A 21233-nucleotide genomic window follows, 5' to 3' on the forward strand; every position below is an offset into this window, starting at 1 on the left:
GTTGATGCGACCATGGACCCCATGCGCTACGACAACCTGCTGGCGTCGGTCGGTGGCACTCCGCTGGTGGGCCTGCCCCGCCTCTCGCCCTCGCCCGACGTACGTCTGTGGGCCAAGCTCGAGGACCGGAACCCCACCGGCTCGATCAAGGACCGCCCGGCTCTTCGCATGGTCGAAGAGGCCGAGAAGGACGGCAGGCTCCGCCCGGGCTGCACGATCCTGGAGCCGACCTCCGGCAACACCGGGATCTCGCTGGCCATGGCGGCCAAACTCAAGGGCTACCGGATCGTGTGCGTGATGCCCGAGAACACCTCCGAGGAGCGGCGCCAGCTGCTGCGGATGTGGGGCGCCGAGATCGTCTCCTCGCCCGCCGCCGGTGGCTCCAACGAGGCCGTCCGGGTCGCCAAGCGCCTCGCCGCCGAGCACCCCGACTGGGAGATGCTCTACCAGTACGGCAACGCCGCCAACGCGCGCGCCCACGAGGAGGGCACCGGCCCCGAGCTCCTCGCCGACCTCCCCTCGATCACCCACTTCGTCGCCGGACTCGGCACGACCGGCACGCTCATGGGCGTCGGCCGCTTCTTCCGCACCGCCAAGCCGGAGGTACGCATCGTCGCCGCCGAGCCGCGCTACGGCGAGCTCGTCTACGGCCTGCGCAACCTCGACGAGGGCTTCGTCCCCGAGCTCTACGACGCCTCCCTGATCGATGCCCGCTTCTCGGTCGGCCCCCGTGACGCCGTACGCCGCGTCCGCGAGCTCCTCGAGCTCGAGGGCATCTTCGCCGGTATCTCCACCGGCGCCATCCTCCACGCCGCCCTCGCCCAGGCCGCCAAGTCCCTCAAGGCCGGAGAGAAGGCCGACATCGCCTTCGTCGTCGCCGACGGCGGCTGGAAGTACCTCTCCACCGGGGCGTACGAAGGCACCATCGACGACGCCGAGGAAGGCCTCGAGGGCCAGCTCTGGGCCTGACCGCCCCTGGTCTGCCTCAGCGGCAGAAGGCGTAGACGACGAGGCCGTGGTCCTCGCCGGAGAAGACCTGGTCGAGGGCCTTGCCGGTGAGGTGGGCGTCGACGTAGCGCGGGGCGGAGCCGGTGGCGACGATGGCGTGGCCGGGGAGCCTGCCGGTCATGTCGCGTGGGGCCTCGGCGCTCCAGCAGTCGTGCTTCTCGATGAGGGCGGCGGGGCTGCCGGGGGCCATCGGACGCCCAGCCCAGACGCTCCCGGCCTCGGGCTCGGCGCCGAGCTGCACCAGCGCTACGGCGATGGCCGATGCGTACATCGCCCAGATGCCGAGCGCCAGGAACCCCTTGCGTCCGAGGAAGGCTCTCACTCCTGGGCAACGCGGCAGCGGGCCTCGGAGTTACGGTCGGTGGCCGGGAGCGGCCACGTCGTGGTCGTGGATCCAGGCGAGATGGCGGTCGTACGCATCGCCTGACCCGAGCCGCTTGTTGCGGGCCTGCGCGCGGGGACCGTCGGGGAGATGGAGGACGTCGGCGGCGGCCACCGAGGCGATCTGGATCCGGCGGGTGCGGTCGCGGCGGCGTACCTCGTAGGTCGTGCGGGCGCGCTCCGTGTCGTCGTCGGTCGCCAGGCAGTCGGCGAGGACGATCGCGTCCTCGATCGCCTGGGCCGCACCCTGGCTGTGGTGGGGGAGCATCAGGTGAGCGGCGTCGCCGAGCAGCGTCACCCGGCCGCGCGACCAGGTGGCCAGGGGCGGGCGGTGGAAGAGAGCCCAGTGCTCCGAGCACGGTGCCGCGGAGATCATCTGGACCACCGCCGGATGCCAGCCGGCGTACGCATGGACGTGCTCGTCCGGGTCGGCCGGCCAGGACCACGAGTCCGGCGCCCACGGCCCGAGCTGCCGCTTGACCAGCAGGAACGCGTGGTCGCCCTTGCCGACCGGGTGATGCATCAGATGGCCGTCGGGGCCCGTCCACACCTGCACCCGGCCAGGATCGGGGAGCAGCGTGAGCTGCGAGCGCGGGACGATCCCACGCCAGGCGATGCAGCCGGAGAACTGGGCGTCGTCGTAGCCGACGACGTGCTCGCGCAGCATCGATCCGGCGCCGTCGGCGCCGATGACCAGGTCGGCCTCGACCGACTCGCCGCCGGCGAACTCCAGGGTCACGGGTCCGTCGCCGGGATCGGTGAGATCGACCAGGCGGTGGCCGAGGTGGAGCCCCTCGGTGCCGAACGCCTCGCTCAGGAGCGCGTGGAGGTCGGCGTGATCGACGCCGTAGCAGGGCGCCCCGGCGCGGTCGGCGTACTCCGCGGCGGAGAGCACCCGTCCGATCGCGGCGCCGGTGTGGCCGTCGCGCCAGACCCAGCCGTCGACGGTCCCCGCCGCCTCACCTAGATCGGGCTCGAGCCCGATGCGCTCCAGGAGCCGGGTCGCGTTGGCCGGTAGCAGCACGGCGTCGCCGGCCGGGCGCGGATCGGTCGCGGCCTCGTACACCTCGACCTCGACGCCCCGGCGGCGCAGCTCGACGGCGAGGGTCAGGCCGCCGATGCCGGCGCCGATGATCGTGACCCGCCGGGCACGACGATCCCTGCGTAAAGCTGCCCGAGCCATCCGGGTGACTGACATCGCACGCTCCTTGGGGAGGTTACGTTCGAAACGTACCTCAGGGGCGTGCGTGCTCGTGGACGGTTACGGCAAACATCATTTGACGTCGAGCGTCTGCTTCTTGCCGATGTCGCTGGTTTCGATGGGGCCGAGGCCGAGGAGATCCAGGGCCAGGTTGCCGAGGTCGGCGTTGCGTACGGGCTGGGGGCCTTCGTAGTCGGGCCGGTCCTTGCCGGGGTCGCGGTAGTCGTCGGCGTTGAGCTCGTAGAGGTCCGTGCCGGCGCCGGCGTCCGGCCCCCACACGATGAACGGGATCCGGTAGTTCTCGTAGACCTTCTCGGAGTGGTTGGTGATGCCCGGCTTGAAGCCGTGGTCGGCGGTGAGGATGACGTCGAGCTCCTTCGCCAGCCCGGCGTCGGCGTCGATGACGTCGAGGAACTCGCCGACCTGGGCGTCGGACTCCTCGACGGCCTCCAGATACTCCGTCGACATCCCGCCCGAGGCGTGCCCGGCGGCGTCGGGAAGGGACAGATGTACGAAGGTGAGATCCCGCCGCTCGTCGGCGAGGTCCTCGGCGGCTTCCGGGACCAGTTCGTCGTGGTCGTCGATCGGGACGTAGAGGTCGATGTCGTCCTCCCAGGCCCGCTGCCACAGCTCGAACTTCTGCTTCGTCACGAAGACCCCGGTGCTGAGCCCGGCCTCGTGGGCGACGGTGAACACCGACTCCTCGTTCTTCGAGATCGACTTCGACGGGTCGCCGACGTTCCAGGTGACCCCGTGGCCGCCGTCGTCGGCGTTGATCGGGTCGCTGGTGACCATGCCGGTGTGGTTGGGCAGGGTGATGTTCTTCTCGTAGGCGGTGCGCGCGTTGAGCGTCGAGGCGCCCTCGTCGATCAGCCGATGGATGTTGGGCGTCTTCGCCGGTCCCAGCTTCGCCAGCGCGTCGGGGTTGAGCCCGTCGATCGAGATCGCGAGCACCTTGCGGTCGACCTGGGTGGGCTCACGTTCCGCACGGTCGCGAGCGTCGCGATTGTTGCCCTTGTCGCCGCTGTTGCCACCGCCGCCGTCCCGGTCGGGCAGGGCGGTGAACGCGACGACGAGCACCACGACGACGAAGATGCCGAGGGAGACGAGAGGGAAGAGGCGACGCACCGGCACACCCTAAGTGAACCCGATGACACCCCGGGCGAACGCTCAGCGAATGTCTAGTGACTGAGTTGAGTTCAGCGTGCTGCCGGGGATCGGGCCCAGGCCGAGCAGGTCCAGGGCCAGGTTGCCGAGGTCGCCGTTGCGGATCGGTTGCCTGCCGGCGTACGTCGGCCTGGTCGTCCCCGGCGCGCGGTAGTCGGGGTTGAGCCGGTAGAGCGAGGCGCCGCGGGCGACGCCGGGACCCCACACGACGAACGGGATCCGGTAGTTGGAGTAGAGGTGGGCACCGTGGTCCCTGGCGGCGGCCTTGAAGCCGTGGTCGGCGGTGAGGATGACGTACGTCGACCGCTTCAGCGTCATCGAGGAGTCGATCGCCTTCAGCAGTTTGCCGATGCGGGCATCGGTGCGGATCACCGAGGCACGGTAGGCCGCGCTCATCCCGCCGTCGCGGTGACCGTAGTGGTCGGGGGAGCCGAGGTGGACGAAGGTGAAGGCCCGCTTGTTGGTCGCCAGGTCGGCGGCAGCCCGGCTGACCAGGTCGGCGTCGCTGTCGACCACGAACCGGTCGATCGAGGGCCAGGAGCGGTCGAAGAGGCCGAACTTCGACTTCGACGCGAACAGGGCACTGCTCCAGCCGGTGCGCTCCACCTGGCTGAAGACCGATGAGACCGGGTGGCCGGCGGCCTCCTGCACCGTCATCCAGCGGCGGTCGTCGTTCCAGGTGACCCCGTGGCCGTGCGCGGACCGGGTGATCCGGCGGCCGGTGACCATCGAGGTGTGGTTGGGCAGGGTGACGTTCTGCTCGTACTCGCTGCGCGCCTGGCGGGTCGAGGCGCCGCCACGCATCAGCCGGTAGAGGTTGGGCAGGTTGCCCGGGCCGAGCTTCTCGATCGCGGTCACGCTGAGGCCGTCGACCGAGATCGCCAGCACTCGCGTCGTGGTCGCCGCCTGCGCCGGCCGCCCCGGCAGCTCGACGACCGCGAAGGTGACGCCCAACAGGGTGATCAGGACCATCAGCACCAGCGAGCGCCGAGAAATCGTCATAACCGGACGTTAACAACACTGATCCGGCCCGCTCATGAACGTGAGATGGATCTCGGGTATGTGTCGAGTGACCCCCAGCACTGCGAAGTTGCGCGGTTTGGGCCTAGCCTTGACGATCGTGCAGTCCGTCTCGTCCCTGGGTTCGCCCTCGCCCCTGGGTTCAGCCCAGCCCGACCGCGACGCCCCGATCGGGATCTTCGACTCGGGCTTCGGCGGTCTCACCGTCGCGCGGTCGGTGATCGACCAGCTCGCCCACGAGTCGATCCTGTACGTCGGCGACACCGCCCGCGCGCCCTACGGGCCCAAGCCGATCGCCGAGGTGCGCGAGTACGCCCTGGAGTGCCTCGACCATCTCGTCGCGCAGGGTGTGAAGGCGCTGGTCATCGCGTGCAACTCGGCCTCGGCCGCGATGCTGCGCGATGCCCGGGAGCGCTACAAGCCGCTGCCCGTCGTCGAGGTGATCCTGCCGGCGACCCGCCGCGCCGTCGCGGCGTCCCGCACCGGCCGGATCGGGGTCATCTGCACGCATGCGACCGCCGAGTCGATGGCGTACGACGACGCTTTCGCGGCGGCTCCGCACGTCTCGCTGCACACCCAGGCGTGCCCCCAGTTCGTCCCGTTCGTCGAGGCCGGCATCACCGGCGGCGACGAGCTCCTGGCCGCCGCGCACGAATATCTGGACCCGCTGACCAGCGCCGGGGTCGACACGCTGATCCTCGGGTGCACCCACTATCCGCTCCTGACTGGTGTGATCTCTTATGTGATGGGCGACAACGTGACGCTGGTCAGCAGTGCCGAGGAGTCGGCGAAGGACGTCTACCGCGTCCTCGCCGAACACGACCTGATGCGCGAGGGCGGCGAGCCGACCTACACGTTCCTCACCACCGGCAACCCCGCCGAGTTCAAGGCGATCGGCGCCCGGTTCCTCGGCCCGGAGCTCGCGGCCGCCCAGCAGTTCGCCGGGGGGATGGGATGACCGCCGGGATGCGGCTGACCGTCATCGGCTGCTCGGGCTCCTATCCCGGGCCTGACAGCCCCGCCTCCTGCTATCTCGTCGAGGCCGACGACGAGGCCGGACGTACGTGGCGGATCGTGCTCGACATGGGCAACGGTGCGCTCGGGGTCCTGCAGCGCTACATCGACCCGCTGCTGATCGACGCGGTCCTGCTCTCGCACCTGCACGCTGACCACTGCGTCGACATGACCTCCTACTACGTGCTCCGCAAGTGGCACCCCACCGGCCCGCAGCCGCCGATCCCCGTCTACGGCCCCAAGGGCACCGGCCGGCGTCTGGCGAAGGCCTACGACCTGCCCAAGCGCCCCGGGATGCGCGAGGAGTTCGCGTTCTCGACCTACACCGGGCCGATCCATCTCGGTCCTTATCGGATCATCCCGACCGCCGTGGAGCACCCGGTCGATGCGTACGGGCTCCGCATCGAGGCGCACGGCAAGGTCATCGCCTACAGCGGCGACACCGCCGAGACCGAGGCGCTGCTCGACATCGCCACCGACGCCGACCTGTTCGTCTGCGAGGCCGCCTTCCGTGACGGCGTCGACAACCCGCCCGGGGTGCACATCACCGGCGTCCACGCGGGGGAGTACGCCACCAAGGCTCATGTGAAGAAGCTGGTCGTCACTCACGTCCCACCCTGGCACGACTCCGCCGACGCCCTCCGCGAGGCGCGCTCGGCGTACGAGGGGCCGACCGAGCTGGCGGCTACGGGGGCTGTTTACGAGGTTTGAGCTCGTGCAGGGATACCCGGTTAACCGGGTATTCCTGCACTTCTCAGGCGTTGCAACACCCGAGAAGTGCAGGAAAACCCCGAGCGGTGTGACGCAAGTGGCCGGTGAGGCGAGCGGCTCAGACCAGGCCGGCGTCGTGCACGGTGATCGCGATCTGGACGCGGTTGGTGGCGCCGAGCTTGTCGAAGAGGCGCGACACGTGCGCCTTGACGGTCGGGATCGAGAGGTAGAGCTCCTTGGCGATCTCGGCGTTGCTCAGCCCGCGCCCGACCGCGAGGGCGACCTCGTGCTCACGCTCGGTGAGCGCCTCGAGCCGGCGGCTGGCGGCAGCGGCACGCTCGCCGGTCGGCTCGGCGCGGAGCCGGGAGATCAGGGTGCGGGTGGCCTTGGGGGAGAGGATGGGCTCGCCGGAGGCGACCGCGCGGATCGCCGCGACGATCTCGGGCGGGGGCGTGTCCTTGAGCAGGAACCCGTCGGCACCGGCGGCGAGGGCGTCGACGACGTACTCGTCGGCACCGAAGGTCGTCAGCACGATGACCCGCGGCGACCGTGACTCGGTAAGCACCCGCCGGGTGGCCTCGAGGCCGTTGATGCGCGGCATCCGGATGTCCATCAGCACCACGTCGGGGGCGGACGTACGCACCAGAGCGAGCGCCTCCTGGCCATCGGTCGCCTCGCCGACGACCTCGATGTCGGCCTGACCTCCGAGCATCAGCCCGAGGGCCGAACGCACGAGCGGGTCGTCGTCGACGATCCCCACCTTGATCTTGACCGGACTCTCTGGGCTGGTCCCTGGGCTGCTCACTGGCCCCACGGTAGCCATGCTTCGAGGATGAAGACATCCTTTTCCGTACGGTGCGCGAGGCGTCCACCCGCCAGGTCGACGCGCTCGGTGAGCCCGATCAGGCCCAGTCCGGCGCCCGGCGTGTTGGAGTCGAAGCCGAGCCGATTGCGCAGCAGCACCTCGATCCCGTGCTCCTCCGAGCCCTGCAGCGACACCTTCAGGGCTGCCCCGGGCGCGTGTTTGCGGGCGTTGGTGATGCCCTCCTGCACGACCCGGTAGATCGACCGTCCGACCGCCTCTGGCGGCGAGCCCTCGACGTCGTCATCGAAGGTGATGTTCATGCCGCCCGCGCGGGCCTCCTCGACGAGGCGGCCGAGGTCGGCGTACGTCGGCTGGGGAGCGGTCTCGGGATCCTCGCCGTTGCCGCGCAGCACGCCGAGGACGGTCCGGAGGTCGTCGAGCGCCCGGTGGGCGCCGTCGCGGATGGTGCTCACCTCGGCCCGCACCTGGTCGGCGGAGAGGTCCTCGCGGTAGGCGAGCGCGCCGGCCTGCATGGAGATGTGGGAGATGCGGTGGGCGAGCACGTCGTGCATCTCGCGGGCGATCCGCCGGCGCTCGGTCTCACGGGCCTGGGAGACGCGCAGCGCCTGCTCGGCCTCGGCGGTCTCGGCGCGGAGCCGGAGCGTGGCGATCAGCTCACGGCGGGAGCCGATGTACATGCCCCACGCGACCATCGCGGCGATGATCACCACGTTGGCTCCGAGGTTGAAGCCCCACAACGGGATGCCAGGGATCTCCTCCGCGGGGGTTGTCTCCATCACCGCGAACCAGAACATGCCCGCGGCGACGTTGAGCAGGGAGATCGGGATGATCTCGCGCCAGCGGCGCCGGGTCGCCAGCGAGACCAGGGCGAGGCTCGACGCCCCGGCGGAGAGGATCGAGAACGCCCCGGCGACGATGGTGAACGTGGCGATCGCCACCGGCCAACGTCGGCGCCAGAAGACCAGGACCATGCAGAGGACGCCGAGGCCGAGGTCGAGCAGGAAGCGCCACTCCGGCCACCCGTCGGTGCTGGATATCAAGCCGAGGGCGCTGATCCCCAGCGCAAGGAGATACCTCCACACGTGCCCCCACAGGCTCAGACGTGGCTGATAGGCCTCGGGCGACGGTTGCTGCACGGCGTACACGCTAGTCAACCGAGGTCGGGGACACAGGATCCCGCGGTCGCGCCAGGCCCCATACTTTCGTCGGGTCGGGGGTCATCCGTATGTCCGATGCAGTCTGCGCCGAATGCACGGCAGGATGTACGTCATGATCAAAGTCGAAGGACTGACGAGGGTCTATGGGACCTTCACCGCGGTCGACGACGTGTCGTTCACCGCCGAGGCCGGCAAAGTCACCGGCTTCCTCGGCCCGAACGGCGCGGGCAAGTCGACCTCCATGCGCATCATGGTCGGACTGACCAACCCCACCAAGGGTCGGGCAACGATCAACGGCAGCCTCTATGCCGACCTCCCCAACCCCGGCCGCCACGTCGGCGTGCTGCTCGACGCCAGCGCTCAGCACGACGGCCGCACCGGCCGTGAGGTGCTCACGCTCGCCGCGATGACGATGGGCCTGCCCAAGTCGCGCGTCGACGAGATGCTCGAGCTGGTCTCGCTGACGCCGTCTGAGGCGAAGCGCCGGATCAAGAACTACTCGCTGGGCATGAAGCAGCGTCTCGGCATCGCGCACGCGCTGATCGGTGACCCCAAGGTGCTGATCCTGGACGAGCCGGCCAACGGCCTGGACCCGGCGGGTATCCGCTGGATGCGTGGCCTGCTGAAGGAGTACGCCGACCGCGGCGGCACCGTCCTGCTCTCCTCCCACCTGCTGCACGAGGTCGAGCAGATCGCCGACGAGCTGATCCTCATCGGCAACGGCCGCATCGTGGCCGAGGGCACCAAGGACGCCATCCTCGCCGGCCAGGGCACCGCCGGCCAGTCGCTGGTCACCTCCCTGGACAACGAGGCGCTCACCGTGGCGCTCAAGGCCAAGGGCTACAGCGTCGAGCCGATCGGCACCGGCATGCGCGTCTCCGCCGCACCGGCAGAGGTCGGCAAGGCCGCCCTGGAGGCCAACGTCGTGCTCACCGACCTGCGTGACGGCGGCGCCGGGCTCGAGGACATCTTCCTGCAGCTCACCGCCGAGACCCAGCGCGAGAACACCACCCAGATCCACGCTGAAGGAGTCTCCGCATGAGCGCCGTATCCGTAGCGCCGTCGACCCCGTTGCCGACGGCCACCAAGGTGCCGTTCGGCCGCCTGGTGCTGGTCGAGTGGCGCAAGATGACCGACACGCGTGCCGGCCGGGTCATGCTGATGATCACCGGTGGGCTGATCGCCCTGGTCGCGGGAATCATCCTGCTCGTCACGGCACTGTCCGACATGGCCGCGCTGCCCGCATCGACCTGGATGAGCGCCCTCTCCTTCCCGGTGTCGCTCCTGGTGCCGGTGCTGGCGATCATGATCGTGACTCAGGAGTGGGGCCAGCGCACTCACATGGTCACCTTCACCCTCGAGCCCAGCCGGCTCAAGGTCGTCTTCGCCAAGCTTGTCGCGGTCTTCGTCCTCGGCATCCTGACCATGGCCATCGCGGTCGGCATCGGTGCGATCGGGACGGTGGCGGGAGCGGCGATCGCCGGTTCCGAGGCGAACTGGAACGTGAGCGGTGAGGCGCTCGCGTGGACCCTGGCGACGCAGATCCTCTACCTGCTCATGGGGTTCGGGTTCGCGATGCTGCTGCTCAACACCCCGGCTGCGCTGGTCATCTACTACGGCTACACGCTGATCCTGGAGGCGTCCGTCTTCAGCGCCCTCTACTTCATCTTCGACTGGGCCCAGAACCTCTTCCCGTGGATCTCCATGCAGGTGGCGATGATGCCCTACATCGCGGAGAACGAGATGAGGGCAGCCGGAATGGCCGTCGAGGACGGAGCGCTCGGGTTCGCCAGGCTGGCCACCGCGATCACCCTGTGGGTCGGGCTGCCGCTGGTGCTCGGCACGATGCGGGTTCTCAAGTCCGAGCTGAAGTAGTTCATCGGACTGTTCGCGACACGACACACGGGGGTGGGTGCTTCGGCACCCGCCCCCGTCACCGTTGTGAGCCGTGGGCACCTACCTGCGTTATGCGGCGCTGGGCGACAGCGCCACCGTTGGCCTCGGCGACCCTGTCCCCACGGGTTGGCGAGGATGGGCCCGGCTTCTCGCCGAGGCTCTGGGACAGACGTACGACATCTCCTTCTGCAACACCGCTGTGATCGGGGCGACCTCGACCGTGGTGGTCGAGCAGCAGCTCGCCGATGCGGTGGCGCACCGGCCCGACGTGGCCTCGTTGATCGTCGGGGTCAACGACGTGATGCGGTCCGGCTGGGACACCGAGCGTCTCCGCAACGACCTGATGACCTGCGCCGACGCGCTCGCGGGCCAGGGTGCGCTGCTGATGACGGCGCGCTTCCACGACCATTCGGTGATGTGGCCGATGCCGGGCTGGATGAAGCGGTCGATCCAGCGGCGTACGGCCGATCTCAACGGCATCTGGGACGAGGTCCATGCCACCTACGGTGGTCTGCGGCTGGACCTGGGTGCGGTTTCCGACCTGCACGAGCGGAGGTTCTGGGCCGCCGACCGGCTGCATCCCTCCGAGCTCGGCCACCGGCGGATGGCCCGTGCGTTCGGTGAGCAGCTGGTGACGTACGGCCTCACCTTCGAGCCGCCGAGCCTCGAGCCTGCCGGCGGGCTGCCGACCACCTGGCGGCAGGACCTGGCCTGGATGGCGGGTGAGGGCGTGCCCTGGATGGGGCGCCGGGCGCGGGATCTGGGCCCGTGGGTCGTACGCCGGGCCTGGGCTCGACCCAGCGGTGAACCCAGTCGGGAGAGCGTTGCATAGGGTGGTCTCGTGACCACACGAGCTGACGGGCGCGCCGACGACGAGCTGCGCCCCATCAAGATCACCCGCAACTGGCTCGACCACGCGGCCGGTTCCGTCCTCATCGAGTTCGGCAAGACCCGTGTCCTGTGCGCCGCCTCGGCCTCCGAGGGCGTGCCGCGCTGGCGCAAGGGCTCCGGGCTGGGCTGGGTGACGGCTGAGTACGCCATGCTCCCCGCCGCCACCCACGAGCGCTCCTCGCGCGAGTCGGTGAAGGGCAAGATCGGCGGACGCACCCACGAGATCTCCCGGCTGGTCGGGCGCTCGCTGCGCGCCGTCATCGACTACAAGGCGCTCGGCGAGAACACCATCAACATCGACTGCGACGTGCTGCAGGCCGACGGCGGGACGCGTACGGCCGCCATCACCGGCGCCTACGTCGCGCTGGCCGACGCGGTCGCCTCGCTGGGCGTCTCGAAGGCGCTCACCGGCTCCGTCGCGGCGATCTCGGTCGGGATCATCGACGGTGTGCCGCGCCTCGACCTTCCCTACGAGGAGGACGTGCGCGCCGAGACCGACATGAACATCGTGATGACCGGCGAGGGCAAGTTCGTCGAGGTGCAGGGCACCGCCGAGGGCGTCGCCTTCGACCGCGCCGAGCTCGACGCCCTGCTCGCGCTGGGCGAGAAGGGCTGTGCCGACCTGACCAAGCTGCAGGAGGCCGCACTTGCCGGCTGAGCCGAAGATCCACGTCGCCTCGCGCAACGCCAAGAAGCTGGAGGAGATGTTCCGGATCCTCTCGCCGCTGGTGCCCGGGGTCTCGGTCGTCGGCCTCGACGACGTCACCCACTACGACGAGCCGGTCGAGGACGCGCCGACGTTCGAGGGCAACGCGCTGATCAAGGCACGGGCCGGGTTCGCGGCCACCGGGCTGCCGACCGTCGCGGACGACTCGGGTCTCTGCGTCGACGCGCTCAACGGGATGCCCGGGGTGCTCTCGGCGCGCTGGGGCGGCCCGCCCAAGTCCGACGAGCGCAACAACGAGCTGCTCCTGGCTCAGCTCTCCGACGTCCCCGACGATCGCCGCGGTGCCCACTTCGCCTGCGCGATCGCCTTCATCTGGGACGGTGGCGAGATCGTCGTCGAGGGCCGCATGGACGGCCGGATCCTCCGCGAGGTCCGCGGTGACGGAGGCTTCGGCTACGACGTCCTGTTCGTCGCCGTCGACACCGAGGACGGACGTACGTCGGCCGAGCTGTCGATCGAGGAGAAGGACGCCATCTCCCACCGGGGTCGCGCCCTGCGCGAGATCGCTCCCCAGATCGGCGCGGTTCTCGCTTGATTGGCACAAGGTCGAAGATCCCAGTCACGCGGTGGCTGCGATCTTCGACCTTGTGCCGATGACGTGGCCGGGTTAGGACCCCACCCGTTCTCCGGATGCGGCGAGCGGTCACTTTCCCGCCATGGTGGGATACCGCCGGTGTGTCGCGCGCCTGGGACGTTCAAAACCCCACCATGGCGGGAATCTGCCGCCCGCAGACCTCGCCACCTGCTCGCTACGTGACGCCGATCCCTAACCTCGGTGTGTGGCCACCTTCGACGCGCAGCACCGTCAGCACGCCTACCGGTTCCGGCTCGAGTGGGGGCCGGTGGGCGCCGAGGCGATCGGGCCGGTGGACATCGCCGTCGTGGTGGACGTGCTCTCGTTCACCACGACGCTGACGGTCGCCGTCGAGCGCGGGATCGAGGTGTTCCCGTTCCGGTGGCGGGACGACCCGGCGGGGGCGTACGCCCGCGAGCACGACGCCGTTCTCGCGGTCCAGCGTCAGGACGCCGTTCCGGGCCGGCCCTCGCTCTCGCCCGCGTCGCTTCGTGAGGCAGAGGGTGTTCGGCGGCTCGTGCTGCCCTCGCCCAACGGCTCGACGATCAGCACCCTGCTCGCCGACGGCGGTGCCACGGTCGTCGGTGCCTCGCTCCGCAACCGCACCGCGGTCGCCGAGTGGCTGGCTCCTCGCTGCGCCGACGGTGCGAGCGTCGCCTTCATCGCGTCGGGGGAGCGCTGGCCGGATGGCACGCTCCGCCCCGCGATCGAGGACCTCTGGGGCGCCGGGGCGGTCCTGGACGCTCTCGACGAGGGCGCCCTCTCGCCCGAGGCCGCGATGGCGCGAGACGCGTTCCGTGCGGCCGATCTTCCGGACGCGCTCCATGCCTGCGCCGGCGGGCGGGAGCTGGCCGCGAAGGGGTACGTCGACGACGTGGTCGTGGCCGCCGAGGTGGACAGGTCGTCGGTGGTGCCGCTCCTGCGCGGCCGGTCGTTCTTGTCGGCCACAGCCGGGCTCACTGGTCCGTGCTGAGCCGGCCCTCCAGACCGATCTGCCAGTCGAAGAGCCCCTGCTCCACGAGCAGGGTGAGCAGGGCCTTGTCCAGCCCGGTCGCGATCGCGACGCCGATGAGCACGAGGACGACGCCGAGCACCTTGTGGAAGGCGCCCTCAGGGTCGATCGCCCACCTGAGCCGGGCGATCAGCGCCCGTCCACCGACCAAGACCGCGGCCAGCAGGAGCGTCAGGCCCGCGACGTACGCGAGCAGGTAGCCGAGCCCGCGCAGCGGCTCGGCCGGAAGGATGGCGGCCACGATCAAGGCGTACGTCGGGCTGCAGGCGCTGAACACCGGCCCCATGCTCGCGCCCAGGAGGATGTCGCCACCGATCCCGCGACGGGTGCTCGCCCGGGCGAGCCGCTCCTGGGCGCGGGATCCGAGCCCGAGCCGGAACGCCACCGCGTCCCACAGCCGTGGCCAGATCATCACGACGCCGAAGAGCGCGACGATCACACCGGAGACGACGCTCCAGAACCGTGGCGGGACGTCGATCAAGAGGGTCGTCGACTTGAGCACGATGCTGAAAACGATGACGGAGACGCCGAGCGCGGCCACCGCCACCCACGGCCGGCGCTCGCCGGTCCCGCGGGACAGGATCACCGGCACGAACGCCACCACGCACGGGGCGAGCACCGAGAGCGCTCCGGCGAGGAACGATGCGAGCAGCAGCGTCACTGGGTGTTCTCGAGGATGGCGTCGACCGACTTGTCCTGGCCGTAGCCCGACCAGAGCTTGACCGTCTTGCCGGCGGGGTCGACGCGTACGAAGGTCGACTGGATCGTCACTCCGTGCTGCTTGCGAAGGTCGGTCGCGGAGTCGTAGTCGACCTTCAGGATCTGGGCCCCGTCAGGCACCTCGCCGCTCTTGATCGCCTCCTCGAACCCGCGGCACTCGGGGCACCAGGGCGCGTGGAAGAAGAGGATCGTGTCGGTGTAGCACTCGTCGGCCACGGCAGCCTCGGAGTAGTCGGCATAGCGTCCCGTTGCCTCGCAGGCGGGTTCCCCAGCCGGCGTCTCGGCCGGGGTGGACTCGGCGGTCGACGGCGTCGAGGAGGCGACTGAGGTCGTCGGCTCCCCGGCTTGGTCGGCGGTGGAACCGCAGCCGGCGGAGAGGAGGAGAAGAGCGATCACAGCCACGACGCGAGATTTCATGTGACTGGGTTCGGAGTGGACCCCCACGCGGATGGGCGTTCTCGGGCGCATGTGGCCAGTCAATCGGAGGGCAGCTCGTCGAACCAAGACCAGGTGCCGTCGACCAGCTGCTCCTGAGCGATACCGTACGACGCCTGCAGGGCCTTGTCCGTCCCGTCGTGGAAGTCGTCGCTCCCGCTCGGCAGGTGCAGGTAGAAGTCGTTGCAGAACTCCAGGAACTTCCCCAGCCCACCGTTCTCGTCGATCAGCCACGAGACCGCCGCGTGGGAGACGGCGTAGTCGATCGACCCGTCCTCGCCCCACTCCTCGTCGCCCGGGATCGCTCGTTCGTGCGCGAGCAGCTGGTCGCGCTGCTCGTCCTCGCCGCAGATGTTGGACTCGCAGCCGGAGAGGTACTCGGCAAGACCTTCGTTGACCCAGGTGGGCACCAACGCAGGACCGTAGACATGGCTCAGCTCGTGGCGCAGCGTGTGGTCGTCCGTGGCCAACCGGTTCGTCGCGACGGGGTTGTCCTTGATGACGGCTCCAGCCAAGCCCGACATGGACCCGGACGCGTCGACCCAGTAGGTCACCGCAGCGGCGCCGTCGTCGCCTTCGAAGATGTCCCCGGGAGGCGTGCCGTTGTACGTCGCGTCGATGAGCAGCGGCGGCTCGCCCTCCTCGCCGCGCCACACGGGTTCGAGGGCATCCCTGATCTCGGCGCGTGCCGTCGAGACGCGGTCCAGGAGCTCGGCGGCACCCGTGGGCCCGTCGCGCTCGGTTACCACGAGGACCGAACGCCCGGTCGCCGCCGCGACCGGACCGCCGAACCACGGCCGGCTGTACCTGTCCTCGGGCGCGGCGCGGTCACGTCCGATCACCCAGTCGCCGTCGTGGCGTACGAAGGTCATGTCGGTCGCGTTGGAGACCGGCGCGCGGTGGGCCTCCTCGAGCTGGGCCACCTCTGCGACGTGCGGAGCGAAGAGGACACCGTCGTTGCGGACCTCGTCCGGGGTGCGGTCGAGGGCCTTCACCTCGTAGGCGAGCGACTTGATCGGAAGCTGCTGGAGGTTGGTGAAGATCGTCTGCTGCTGGTCGACGAGCTTCTGGTCGCGGGGGTCGACGGTGGCGAGGAAGGCCGCCTCGTCGCCCTGCAGCGCGGCCGTCGCGCGCTGGGCGAGCAGATTCTCGACCGCCGCGTAGTCGGCCTGAGTGGGGTCGTACGGAGGATGCGTCGGTGCGGGAGAGGGGCCGGCGCCCCCGGGAAGGTCAGCGCAGCCGGCGGCGACGAAGCCCAGGAAGGCCAGGACCGCGAGCGTGGCGGCGCGTGCTCGAAGGTCCACGGCGGGAGTCTAAGGAGCCGCGGACGAACCCGCCGCCGAATTCTTCGAGCCCGGTGCCCGCCGGGCTCACTGGAGCGCCGCAGTGAGGCGCAGCACGTTGTCGACGTACGCCGCGACCTTCGGTCGCGCGAGCCACTCCTCGAGCAGCAGCTCGCGCGAGATTGCCCGGTAGTTGTCCTCGACCTTCCGCAGCTGTGTCACCGGTTCGCCGTCGAAGAGCATCAGCGAGATCTCGTAGTTGAGGGCGAAGGAGCGCATGTCCATGTTGCTCGAGCCGAGCACGGCGACCTCGTCGTCGATGCTGAAGTGCTTGGAGTGCAGGACGGCGGGCTTGGGGTAGAGGTAGATGCGGACACCGGCCTTCAGCAGCGCCTCGTAGTAGGAGCGCTGGGCGTGGTAGACCATGAACTGGTCCTTGCCCTCGCTGACGAAGAGCTCGACATCGACGCCGCGGCGGGCGGCCGTCGTCACGGCGTACAGCAGCGACTCGTCCGGCACGAAGTAGGGGCTGGTGATCGAGATCCGCTTCTTGGCGGCGTACATGAGATGGGTGAACGCGCGCAGGTTGTTCTCGGCGTCGACACCCGGTCCGCTGGGCACGACCTGGCCGGTCACGTCGCCGGCACGCGGCGCGGTGGCGGCCAGCTCGGACCGCAGCAGCTCGCCGGTCTCGGTGTCCCAGTCGCTGGCGAACACGACGTTCAGCGCAGTCACCAGCGGACCCTCGATCCGGGCGTTCAGCTCGACCCACTCCCGGCCGGCCCGGTGGTTCTTGGGCTTGTTGTAGCCGGGCTCGATGAGGTTCTGCGAGCCCGTGAAGGCGATCCGGCCGTCGACCACAAGGAGCTTGCGGTGGTTGCGCAGGTCGGGGCGGCGGATCTGGCCGCGGAGGGGGTCTATCGGCAGCAGCGGGTGCCAGTCGATGTCGGAGGCGTCGAGCCGCTTCACGAGCTTGCGCCAGACCGGGATCCCGCGCGAGCCGAGGTGGTCGAGGAGGAGCCGGACGCTCACCCCACGCGCCGCGGCCCGGTCGAGGGCGTCGAAGAACGGCTCGGTCATGTGGTCGCAGGCGGTGATGTAGAACTGCACGTGCACGTACGTCTCGGCCTCGTCCACCGCGGCCGTCATCGCCTCGATGGAGGCGGCGTAGTCGTCGATCAGATCGATCCGGTTACCCGCCCTGGCAGGCAGCGAACCGAGCCGCTCGTTCAGCTCGATCGTGGCCGCGTCGACCTCGGAGATCGTCTTCTCGTGCGGCGTCCTCGGCAGGCCCCGGACGTAGCTCAGCACCTCCTCGTTGAGCGCCCGCTGCCGCTCGTGACGCCGCCGGTCGAGCCGGGTCTGACCGAGCAGCAGGTAGCCGACCAGGCCGACTCCCGGGATGAAGAAGATCGCCAGCAGCCACGCCATCGCGCTGGCCGGACGCCGGTTCTTCGGCACGACTCCGAGCGCGATGACCTTGATGAGCAGGTCGATGATGTAGATCGAGGTCCCCATGACCCCCGCCACTGTCATGCGCATCAGCATGCACCACCGCCACTCGTGTGGGAATCTTCTGACATGGTTCGACTCTTCCCCGCCGCCCGCCGTGCCATCGCTGCCGAGGAGGCCTCGCCGCCGGTCTGGGAGGTCGATGTCGCCGCCCAGCGCGACCAGGCCCGCAAGATGGCCGCGGCCGAGGCGAAGGAGGAGGTCGCGGAGGTCACCGGCATCGACGCCGACGGGGTTCCGTGCCGGCTCTACACCCCCGAGGACGTACGCGAGGGGGTGATCGTCCACCTCCACGGCGGTGGCTTCGTCTTCAACGACGTCGAGGTCCACGACGCCGCGTGCCGGCGGCTGGCCAACCGGAGCGGGCTGCGGGTGCTGTCGGTCGACTACCGCAGGCCTCCCGAACACCCCTATCCCGCGGCTCCCGACGACGCCGACACGGTCGTCAAGTGGCTGGCCAACGACCCGCTGCTGAGCACGTTGCCGGCGTACGTCCACGGCGACAGCGCCGGCGGCAACCTCGCCCTCGTCGCGGCGCTGCGCAACCCGGGCGTCTTCGGCGCGATGGTGCTCGTCTACCCGTTCCTCGACCCGTCGATGAGCACTCCGGGCTACGCGATGGCGGACGGCTGGAACGAGGAGGCCGCGTGGTACTGGAAGCAGTACGCCTCGACCGAGGCCGATCTCCGCAACCCCGACCTCGGCCCCTATCTCGCCTCTGACCAGGAGCTGCGCGGTCTGCCGCCGACGCTGATCGTCAGCGCTGAGGGCGACATCCTCACCGACGAGAACGAGGACTTCGCGCTCCGGCTGGCCGACCTCGGCGTCGAGGTGGTCGCCTTCCGTGCCGTCGGCCAGATCCACGGTTTCTGGCGCCACGGTCAGACCTTCCCGGCCGCGGAGTCGGTGATGGCGATGACCGCTGCCTTCGTGCGAGGGCGTCCGTGACCGAGCCCTACGACGTCACCGAGGTCCGGGCCGCCTACGACACCGTCTCCAAGGCGTACGCCGAGATCGTCGACCCGACGATCACCGAGACCTCCTTCGACGCCGGCGTCCTCGACACGTTCGTCAGTTACGTACGCAAGGACGGTGGCGGGCTGGTCGGCGACATCGGCTGCGGGCCCGGGCGGGTGACGGCCTATCTGGCCGAGCGAGGCATCGACGTCTTTGGGGTCGATCTGTCGACGGGCATGATCGCGCAGGCCAAGGAACGGCATCCGGCGCTCCGGTTCGAGGTCGGCGACATGGCTCGCCTCCCGCTCCGTGACGGTGAGCTCGCCGGGGTACTGGCCTGGTACTCGCTCATCCACACGCCGCCCGCGCGCCGGCCCGAGGTCATCGCCGAGCTCGCCCGGGTCACCCGCCGCGGCGGCCGGTTCGTGACCGCATTCCAGGTCGGGGACGAGCACGTACGCCACATCGGCGCCTACGGCCACGACGTCACCTTCGACGGCTATCGGCTCCCGGTCGAGGCGACCAGCGCCCTGCTCGAGGAGGCGGGTTTCGAGGTCACCGGGACGGTGGTGCGCTCCGCCGAGGACTGGGAGCGGACGCCGCAGGCGTATCTCGTCGCGCGCCGTCGCTGACGACCGATAGGTTGCGCCCATGACGCAGCAGCCGTACCACGTACCCCGCTTCTTCCTCCGCCAGAAAGTGACGCCCTTCACCAACAAGTACGTCGCTCAGGCCGCCAACGCCGACGGCTCGGAGGGGCAGGTCCTCGCCTTCGCGCAGCAGAAGCGGCTCGCGTTCAAGGAGCAGGTGACGTTCTACGCCGACGAGTCGAAGTCGCAGGCCGTCTTCGCGTTCAAGGCCCGTGCGGTGATGGACCTCAACGCCGGCTACGACGTCACCGACCCGAGCGGTGCGGCGCTGGGCTTCTTCCGCAAGGACTTCGGCAAGAGCCTGCTGCGCTCGACGTTCCAGGTGGAGGGTCCGGGCTACACCGGCACCGGTCAGGAGCGCAACCAGCTGGTCGCCATCCTGCGCCGCTTCACCGAGTTCGACTTCATGCCGATCCACTTCGACTATGTCTCCTCCGAGGGCCAGCCGCTGATCTCGATCGAGCGCCGCTTCGCCTTCCGTGACAAGTACACCGTCACCGTCCACGACCCGCGCGTCGACTTCCGGGTAGCCGCTGCCCTCGCGGTCGCGATGGATGCGCTGATGCAGCGCTGAGCCGCTCGGCTCAGGCTGGGCTCGTCCGGTCCGGGTCCGCCGCCGCCAGGTGCGGGCGGACCAGGTCCAGCAGCAGCTGGTGGGTCGCCGCGTCGGCCGCGGCGATCATCCCGCGGCCGGTGTGGATCGGGTCGCCGTTGAGGTCGGTGACGACGCAACCGGCGGCCTGGCACAGCGCGATGCCGGCGGTGAAGTGGACGCTTCCCTCGAGGTGGCCGTCGGTGACGTACGCCGCCCGCCGGCCCGCCGCGACCCAGGCGACCGCGAGGGTGGAGGACATCACGCGCGGGCCGAACTGGGCTCGCAGGCGAGGGTCGGCGACGAGCTGCCCGCCGACGAACGGCCGGTCGAGCAGGCCGTCGCTCTGGATGTCGACGAGGCGGGTGCGCGGGCTCGGGGTGAGGACGGTGTCGCCGCCGCCCTTGCGGATCCAGGCGTCGGTGCCGTCGGTCCAGAAGATCTCCTCGCTGATCGGGTCCGCCGAGACTGCCGTCTTCACGCCCTCGGGTGTCACGAGCGCGACGTTCACCGCCGCGAGCGGGGTCTGGGCGGCGTAGTTGAGGGTCCCGCAGAGCGGGTCGACCAACCATCGCCGCTCGCTGTCGCCGCTGCGGCCGGTCTCCTCACCCTCGAAGGCGTCCTCCGGCCGGTACGTCGCGATCGTCTCCCGGATCGCCTTCTCCGAAGCGATGTCCGCCTCGGTCGCGAAGTCGGTCGGGGACTTGTCGAAGTGGCTCAGGTCGGTGCCGTACATCTCCCTGACCACAGCCGCCCCCGCGCTGGCCGCCGCGATCGCGACGGCCTGGTCCGGGAACGCCGCCCGGAAGGCGTCGATCGCCGGATCAGGGGACTCCTCCGGCTCGTCGCCGATGAAGACCGCCACCACCTCGGCCTCGGGATCCTCGGTCAGCGCGGGCAGGATCCTGTCGCGCCAGCTCCGTACGTTGGGATGGTCGTAGTCGACGTACGCCTCCGCGGGCGAGATCAGCTCGATCGCGCGCTCGAGCTCCTCTCGAGTCAGTCTGTACGCCGCTGTCCCGCGCTTGTGTCCGGCGACTGTTGCGATCACCACTGCTGGGAGGCGGTGGCCGTAGGCGTTGACCAGGGGGAAATGTTCTGGCTCGTGGTTGGCTGCTGTGGATGGGCGGAGGCCTACGCCGTGGGCGTTCGGGGGCGTCCAGCCTTCTATCGCTGACTCGAACCTTGATCTTGCCGCGAGGATCTCGTCCATCGTCGTCCAGTGCTCCACGGCTGGAGAATCTATCGGGAGCCTGTCTTTTGAGGGAGTGCTTTTCGGCTGTTCTTCGGGGTTGGGGTGGGCCGCCGACCCGTTCTTGGAGGGTTTTCTCGACGGGCCCCGGAGTAAAGGACGGCCTTCGGCCGCCGGCTTCGCCGGCCGCTTCGCGGTCCTTGACACCGGGCCCCGTCGAGAAAAGATTTGGCTGGCTATCGGGGCGGCGGCCGGGGTGTGGCGCGGAGAGATTCGTACGCGTTGAGTTGGCGTTGAACGACGTGAG

General features: G+C 69.8%; 23 protein-coding genes. 12 read left to right on the plus strand and 11 right to left on the minus strand.

The features are described from left to right. Positions 1-21 precede the first annotated feature (21 nt). The gene (locus ABZY89_RS26705) at positions 22-969 is read left to right on the plus strand and encodes a pyridoxal-phosphate dependent enzyme (protein WP_355232119.1); all 948 of its coding nucleotides are present in this window, start codon (positions 22-24) and stop codon (positions 967-969) included. 16 nt (positions 970-985) lie between these two features. Here ABZY89_RS26705 and ABZY89_RS26710 read toward each other — a convergent pair whose 3' ends face one another. The 4 genes from ABZY89_RS26710 to ABZY89_RS26725 all read right to left on the minus strand — a co-directional run bounded on the left by ABZY89_RS26710 (position 986) and on the right by ABZY89_RS26725 (position 4759). Next, on the minus strand, positions 986-1330 hold the full coding sequence (locus tag ABZY89_RS26710) for a hypothetical protein (RefSeq protein WP_355232121.1): 345 nt from the start codon (positions 1328-1330) through the stop codon (positions 986-988). Between the two features lie 30 nt (positions 1331-1360). Beyond that, positions 1361-2587, minus strand: coding sequence for an FAD-dependent monooxygenase (locus ABZY89_RS26715; RefSeq protein WP_355232123.1), 1227 nt, complete (start codon positions 2585-2587; stop codon positions 1361-1363). 75 nt (positions 2588-2662) lie between these two features. Beyond that, on the minus strand, positions 2663-3718 hold the full coding sequence (locus ABZY89_RS26720) for an alkaline phosphatase family protein (RefSeq protein WP_355232125.1): 1056 nt from the start codon (positions 3716-3718) through the stop codon (positions 2663-2665). Positions 3719-3760: 42 nt separating this feature from the next. Next, entirely contained in the window at positions 3761-4759 is a 999-nt protein-coding gene (locus ABZY89_RS26725; protein ID WP_355232127.1) for an alkaline phosphatase family protein, read from the minus strand. Positions 4760-4877: 118 nt separating this feature from the next. On the opposite strand from ABZY89_RS26725, the gene murI reads away from it, so the two are divergent. Both murI and ABZY89_RS26735 read left to right on the plus strand, forming a co-directional pair. After that, a complete protein-coding gene (gene murI / locus ABZY89_RS26730) occupies positions 4878-5735 on the plus strand; it encodes a glutamate racemase (RefSeq protein ID WP_160024693.1) in 858 nt (285 codons plus the stop codon). Further along, a complete protein-coding gene (locus ABZY89_RS26735) occupies positions 5732-6502 on the plus strand; it encodes an MBL fold metallo-hydrolase (protein WP_355232129.1) in 771 nt (256 codons plus the stop codon). The genes murI and ABZY89_RS26735 overlap by 4 nt, the downstream gene beginning before the upstream one ends. Before the next feature lie 118 nt (positions 6503-6620). Here ABZY89_RS26735 and ABZY89_RS26740 read toward each other — a convergent pair whose 3' ends face one another. Together ABZY89_RS26740 and ABZY89_RS26745 are read right to left on the minus strand one after the other, a co-directional pair. Beyond that, positions 6621-7307 carry a response regulator transcription factor gene (locus ABZY89_RS26740; protein WP_355232130.1) on the minus strand — a complete coding sequence of 229 codons (687 nt, stop codon included), beginning with the start codon at positions 7305-7307 and terminating at the stop codon, positions 6621-6623. Beyond that, entirely contained in the window at positions 7304-8464 is a 1161-nt protein-coding gene (locus ABZY89_RS26745) for a histidine kinase (RefSeq protein ID WP_355232132.1), read from the minus strand. Before ABZY89_RS26745 ends, ABZY89_RS26740 begins: the two co-directional genes overlap by 4 nt. 133 nt (positions 8465-8597) lie before the next feature. Here ABZY89_RS26745 and ABZY89_RS26750 point away from each other — a divergent pair, with 133 nt between their 5' ends. From ABZY89_RS26750 to ABZY89_RS26775, 6 genes are all read left to right on the plus strand, one after another. Next, complete coding sequence (locus ABZY89_RS26750; RefSeq protein WP_355232134.1) at positions 8598-9527, plus strand: ATP-binding cassette domain-containing protein; 930 nt, start codon at positions 8598-8600, stop codon at positions 9525-9527. Next, positions 9524-10360, plus strand: coding sequence for a hypothetical protein (locus ABZY89_RS26755; protein WP_355232136.1), 837 nt, complete (start codon positions 9524-9526; stop codon positions 10358-10360). Before ABZY89_RS26750 ends, ABZY89_RS26755 begins: the two co-directional genes overlap by 4 nt. Before the next feature lie 73 nt (positions 10361-10433). Continuing rightward, on the plus strand, positions 10434-11213 hold the full coding sequence (locus ABZY89_RS26760; protein WP_355232138.1) for an SGNH/GDSL hydrolase family protein: 780 nt from the start codon (positions 10434-10436) through the stop codon (positions 11211-11213). 9 nt (positions 11214-11222) lie between these two features. Further along, the gene (gene rph, locus ABZY89_RS26765) at positions 11223-11930 is read left to right on the plus strand and encodes a ribonuclease PH (RefSeq protein ID WP_350837361.1); all 708 of its coding nucleotides are present in this window, start codon (positions 11223-11225) and stop codon (positions 11928-11930) included. Next, on the plus strand, positions 11920-12534 hold the full coding sequence (rdgB, locus tag ABZY89_RS26770; protein ID WP_355232140.1) for an RdgB/HAM1 family non-canonical purine NTP pyrophosphatase: 615 nt from the start codon (positions 11920-11922) through the stop codon (positions 12532-12534). Before rph ends, rdgB begins: the two co-directional genes overlap by 11 nt. A gap of 244 nt (positions 12535-12778) precedes the next feature. Further along, positions 12779-13546, plus strand: a complete 768-nt coding sequence (locus ABZY89_RS26775) for a 2-phosphosulfolactate phosphatase (RefSeq protein ID WP_355232142.1) — start codon at positions 12779-12781, stop codon at positions 13544-13546. On the opposite strand, the gene ABZY89_RS26780 is transcribed toward ABZY89_RS26775, so the two are convergent. The 4 genes from ABZY89_RS26780 to cls all read right to left on the minus strand — a co-directional run bounded on the left by ABZY89_RS26780 (position 13530) and on the right by cls (position 17559). Next, complete coding sequence (locus ABZY89_RS26780) at positions 13530-14246, minus strand: sulfite exporter TauE/SafE family protein (RefSeq protein WP_355232144.1); 717 nt, start codon at positions 14244-14246, stop codon at positions 13530-13532. The two genes, ABZY89_RS26775 and ABZY89_RS26780, sit on opposite strands and share 17 nt — an antisense overlap. Further along, complete coding sequence (locus tag ABZY89_RS26785) at positions 14243-14701, minus strand: thioredoxin family protein (protein ID WP_355232146.1); 459 nt, start codon at positions 14699-14701, stop codon at positions 14243-14245. Before ABZY89_RS26785 ends, ABZY89_RS26780 begins: the two co-directional genes overlap by 4 nt. Positions 14702-14781: 80 nt before the next feature. Then, positions 14782-16044, minus strand: a complete 1263-nt coding sequence (locus ABZY89_RS26790) for a hypothetical protein (protein ID WP_355232148.1) — start codon at positions 16042-16044, stop codon at positions 14782-14784. A gap of 66 nt (positions 16045-16110) precedes the next feature. After that, on the minus strand, positions 16111-17559 hold the full coding sequence (cls, locus tag ABZY89_RS26795) for a cardiolipin synthase (protein ID WP_355232150.1): 1449 nt from the start codon (positions 17557-17559) through the stop codon (positions 16111-16113). Between the two features lie 45 nt (positions 17560-17604). Here cls and ABZY89_RS26800 point away from each other — a divergent pair, with 45 nt between their 5' ends. Genes ABZY89_RS26800 through ABZY89_RS26810 form a run of 3 tightly spaced genes read left to right on the plus strand, consistent with a single transcriptional unit; the run spans position 17605 to position 19716 of the window. Further along, entirely contained in the window at positions 17605-18483 is an 879-nt protein-coding gene (locus ABZY89_RS26800; RefSeq protein ID WP_355232152.1) for an alpha/beta hydrolase, read from the plus strand. Next, positions 18480-19124, plus strand: a complete 645-nt coding sequence (locus ABZY89_RS26805) for a methyltransferase domain-containing protein (protein ID WP_355232154.1) — start codon at positions 18480-18482, stop codon at positions 19122-19124. The genes ABZY89_RS26800 and ABZY89_RS26805 overlap by 4 nt, the downstream gene beginning before the upstream one ends. A gap of 19 nt (positions 19125-19143) precedes the next feature. Then, entirely contained in the window at positions 19144-19716 is a 573-nt protein-coding gene (locus ABZY89_RS26810; protein ID WP_355232156.1) for a hypothetical protein, read from the plus strand. Between the two features lie 10 nt (positions 19717-19726). Here ABZY89_RS26810 and ABZY89_RS26815 read toward each other — a convergent pair whose 3' ends face one another. Next, positions 19727-20788, minus strand: coding sequence for an inositol monophosphatase family protein (locus ABZY89_RS26815; protein ID WP_355232158.1), 1062 nt, complete (start codon positions 20786-20788; stop codon positions 19727-19729). Positions 20789-21233: the final 445 nt, after the last annotated feature.

It is taken from the genome of Nocardioides sp. NPDC006303 (genome assembly GCF_040613175.1).
In the GTDB taxonomy this organism is placed as follows: Bacteria; Actinomycetota; Actinomycetes; order Propionibacteriales; family Nocardioidaceae; genus Nocardioides.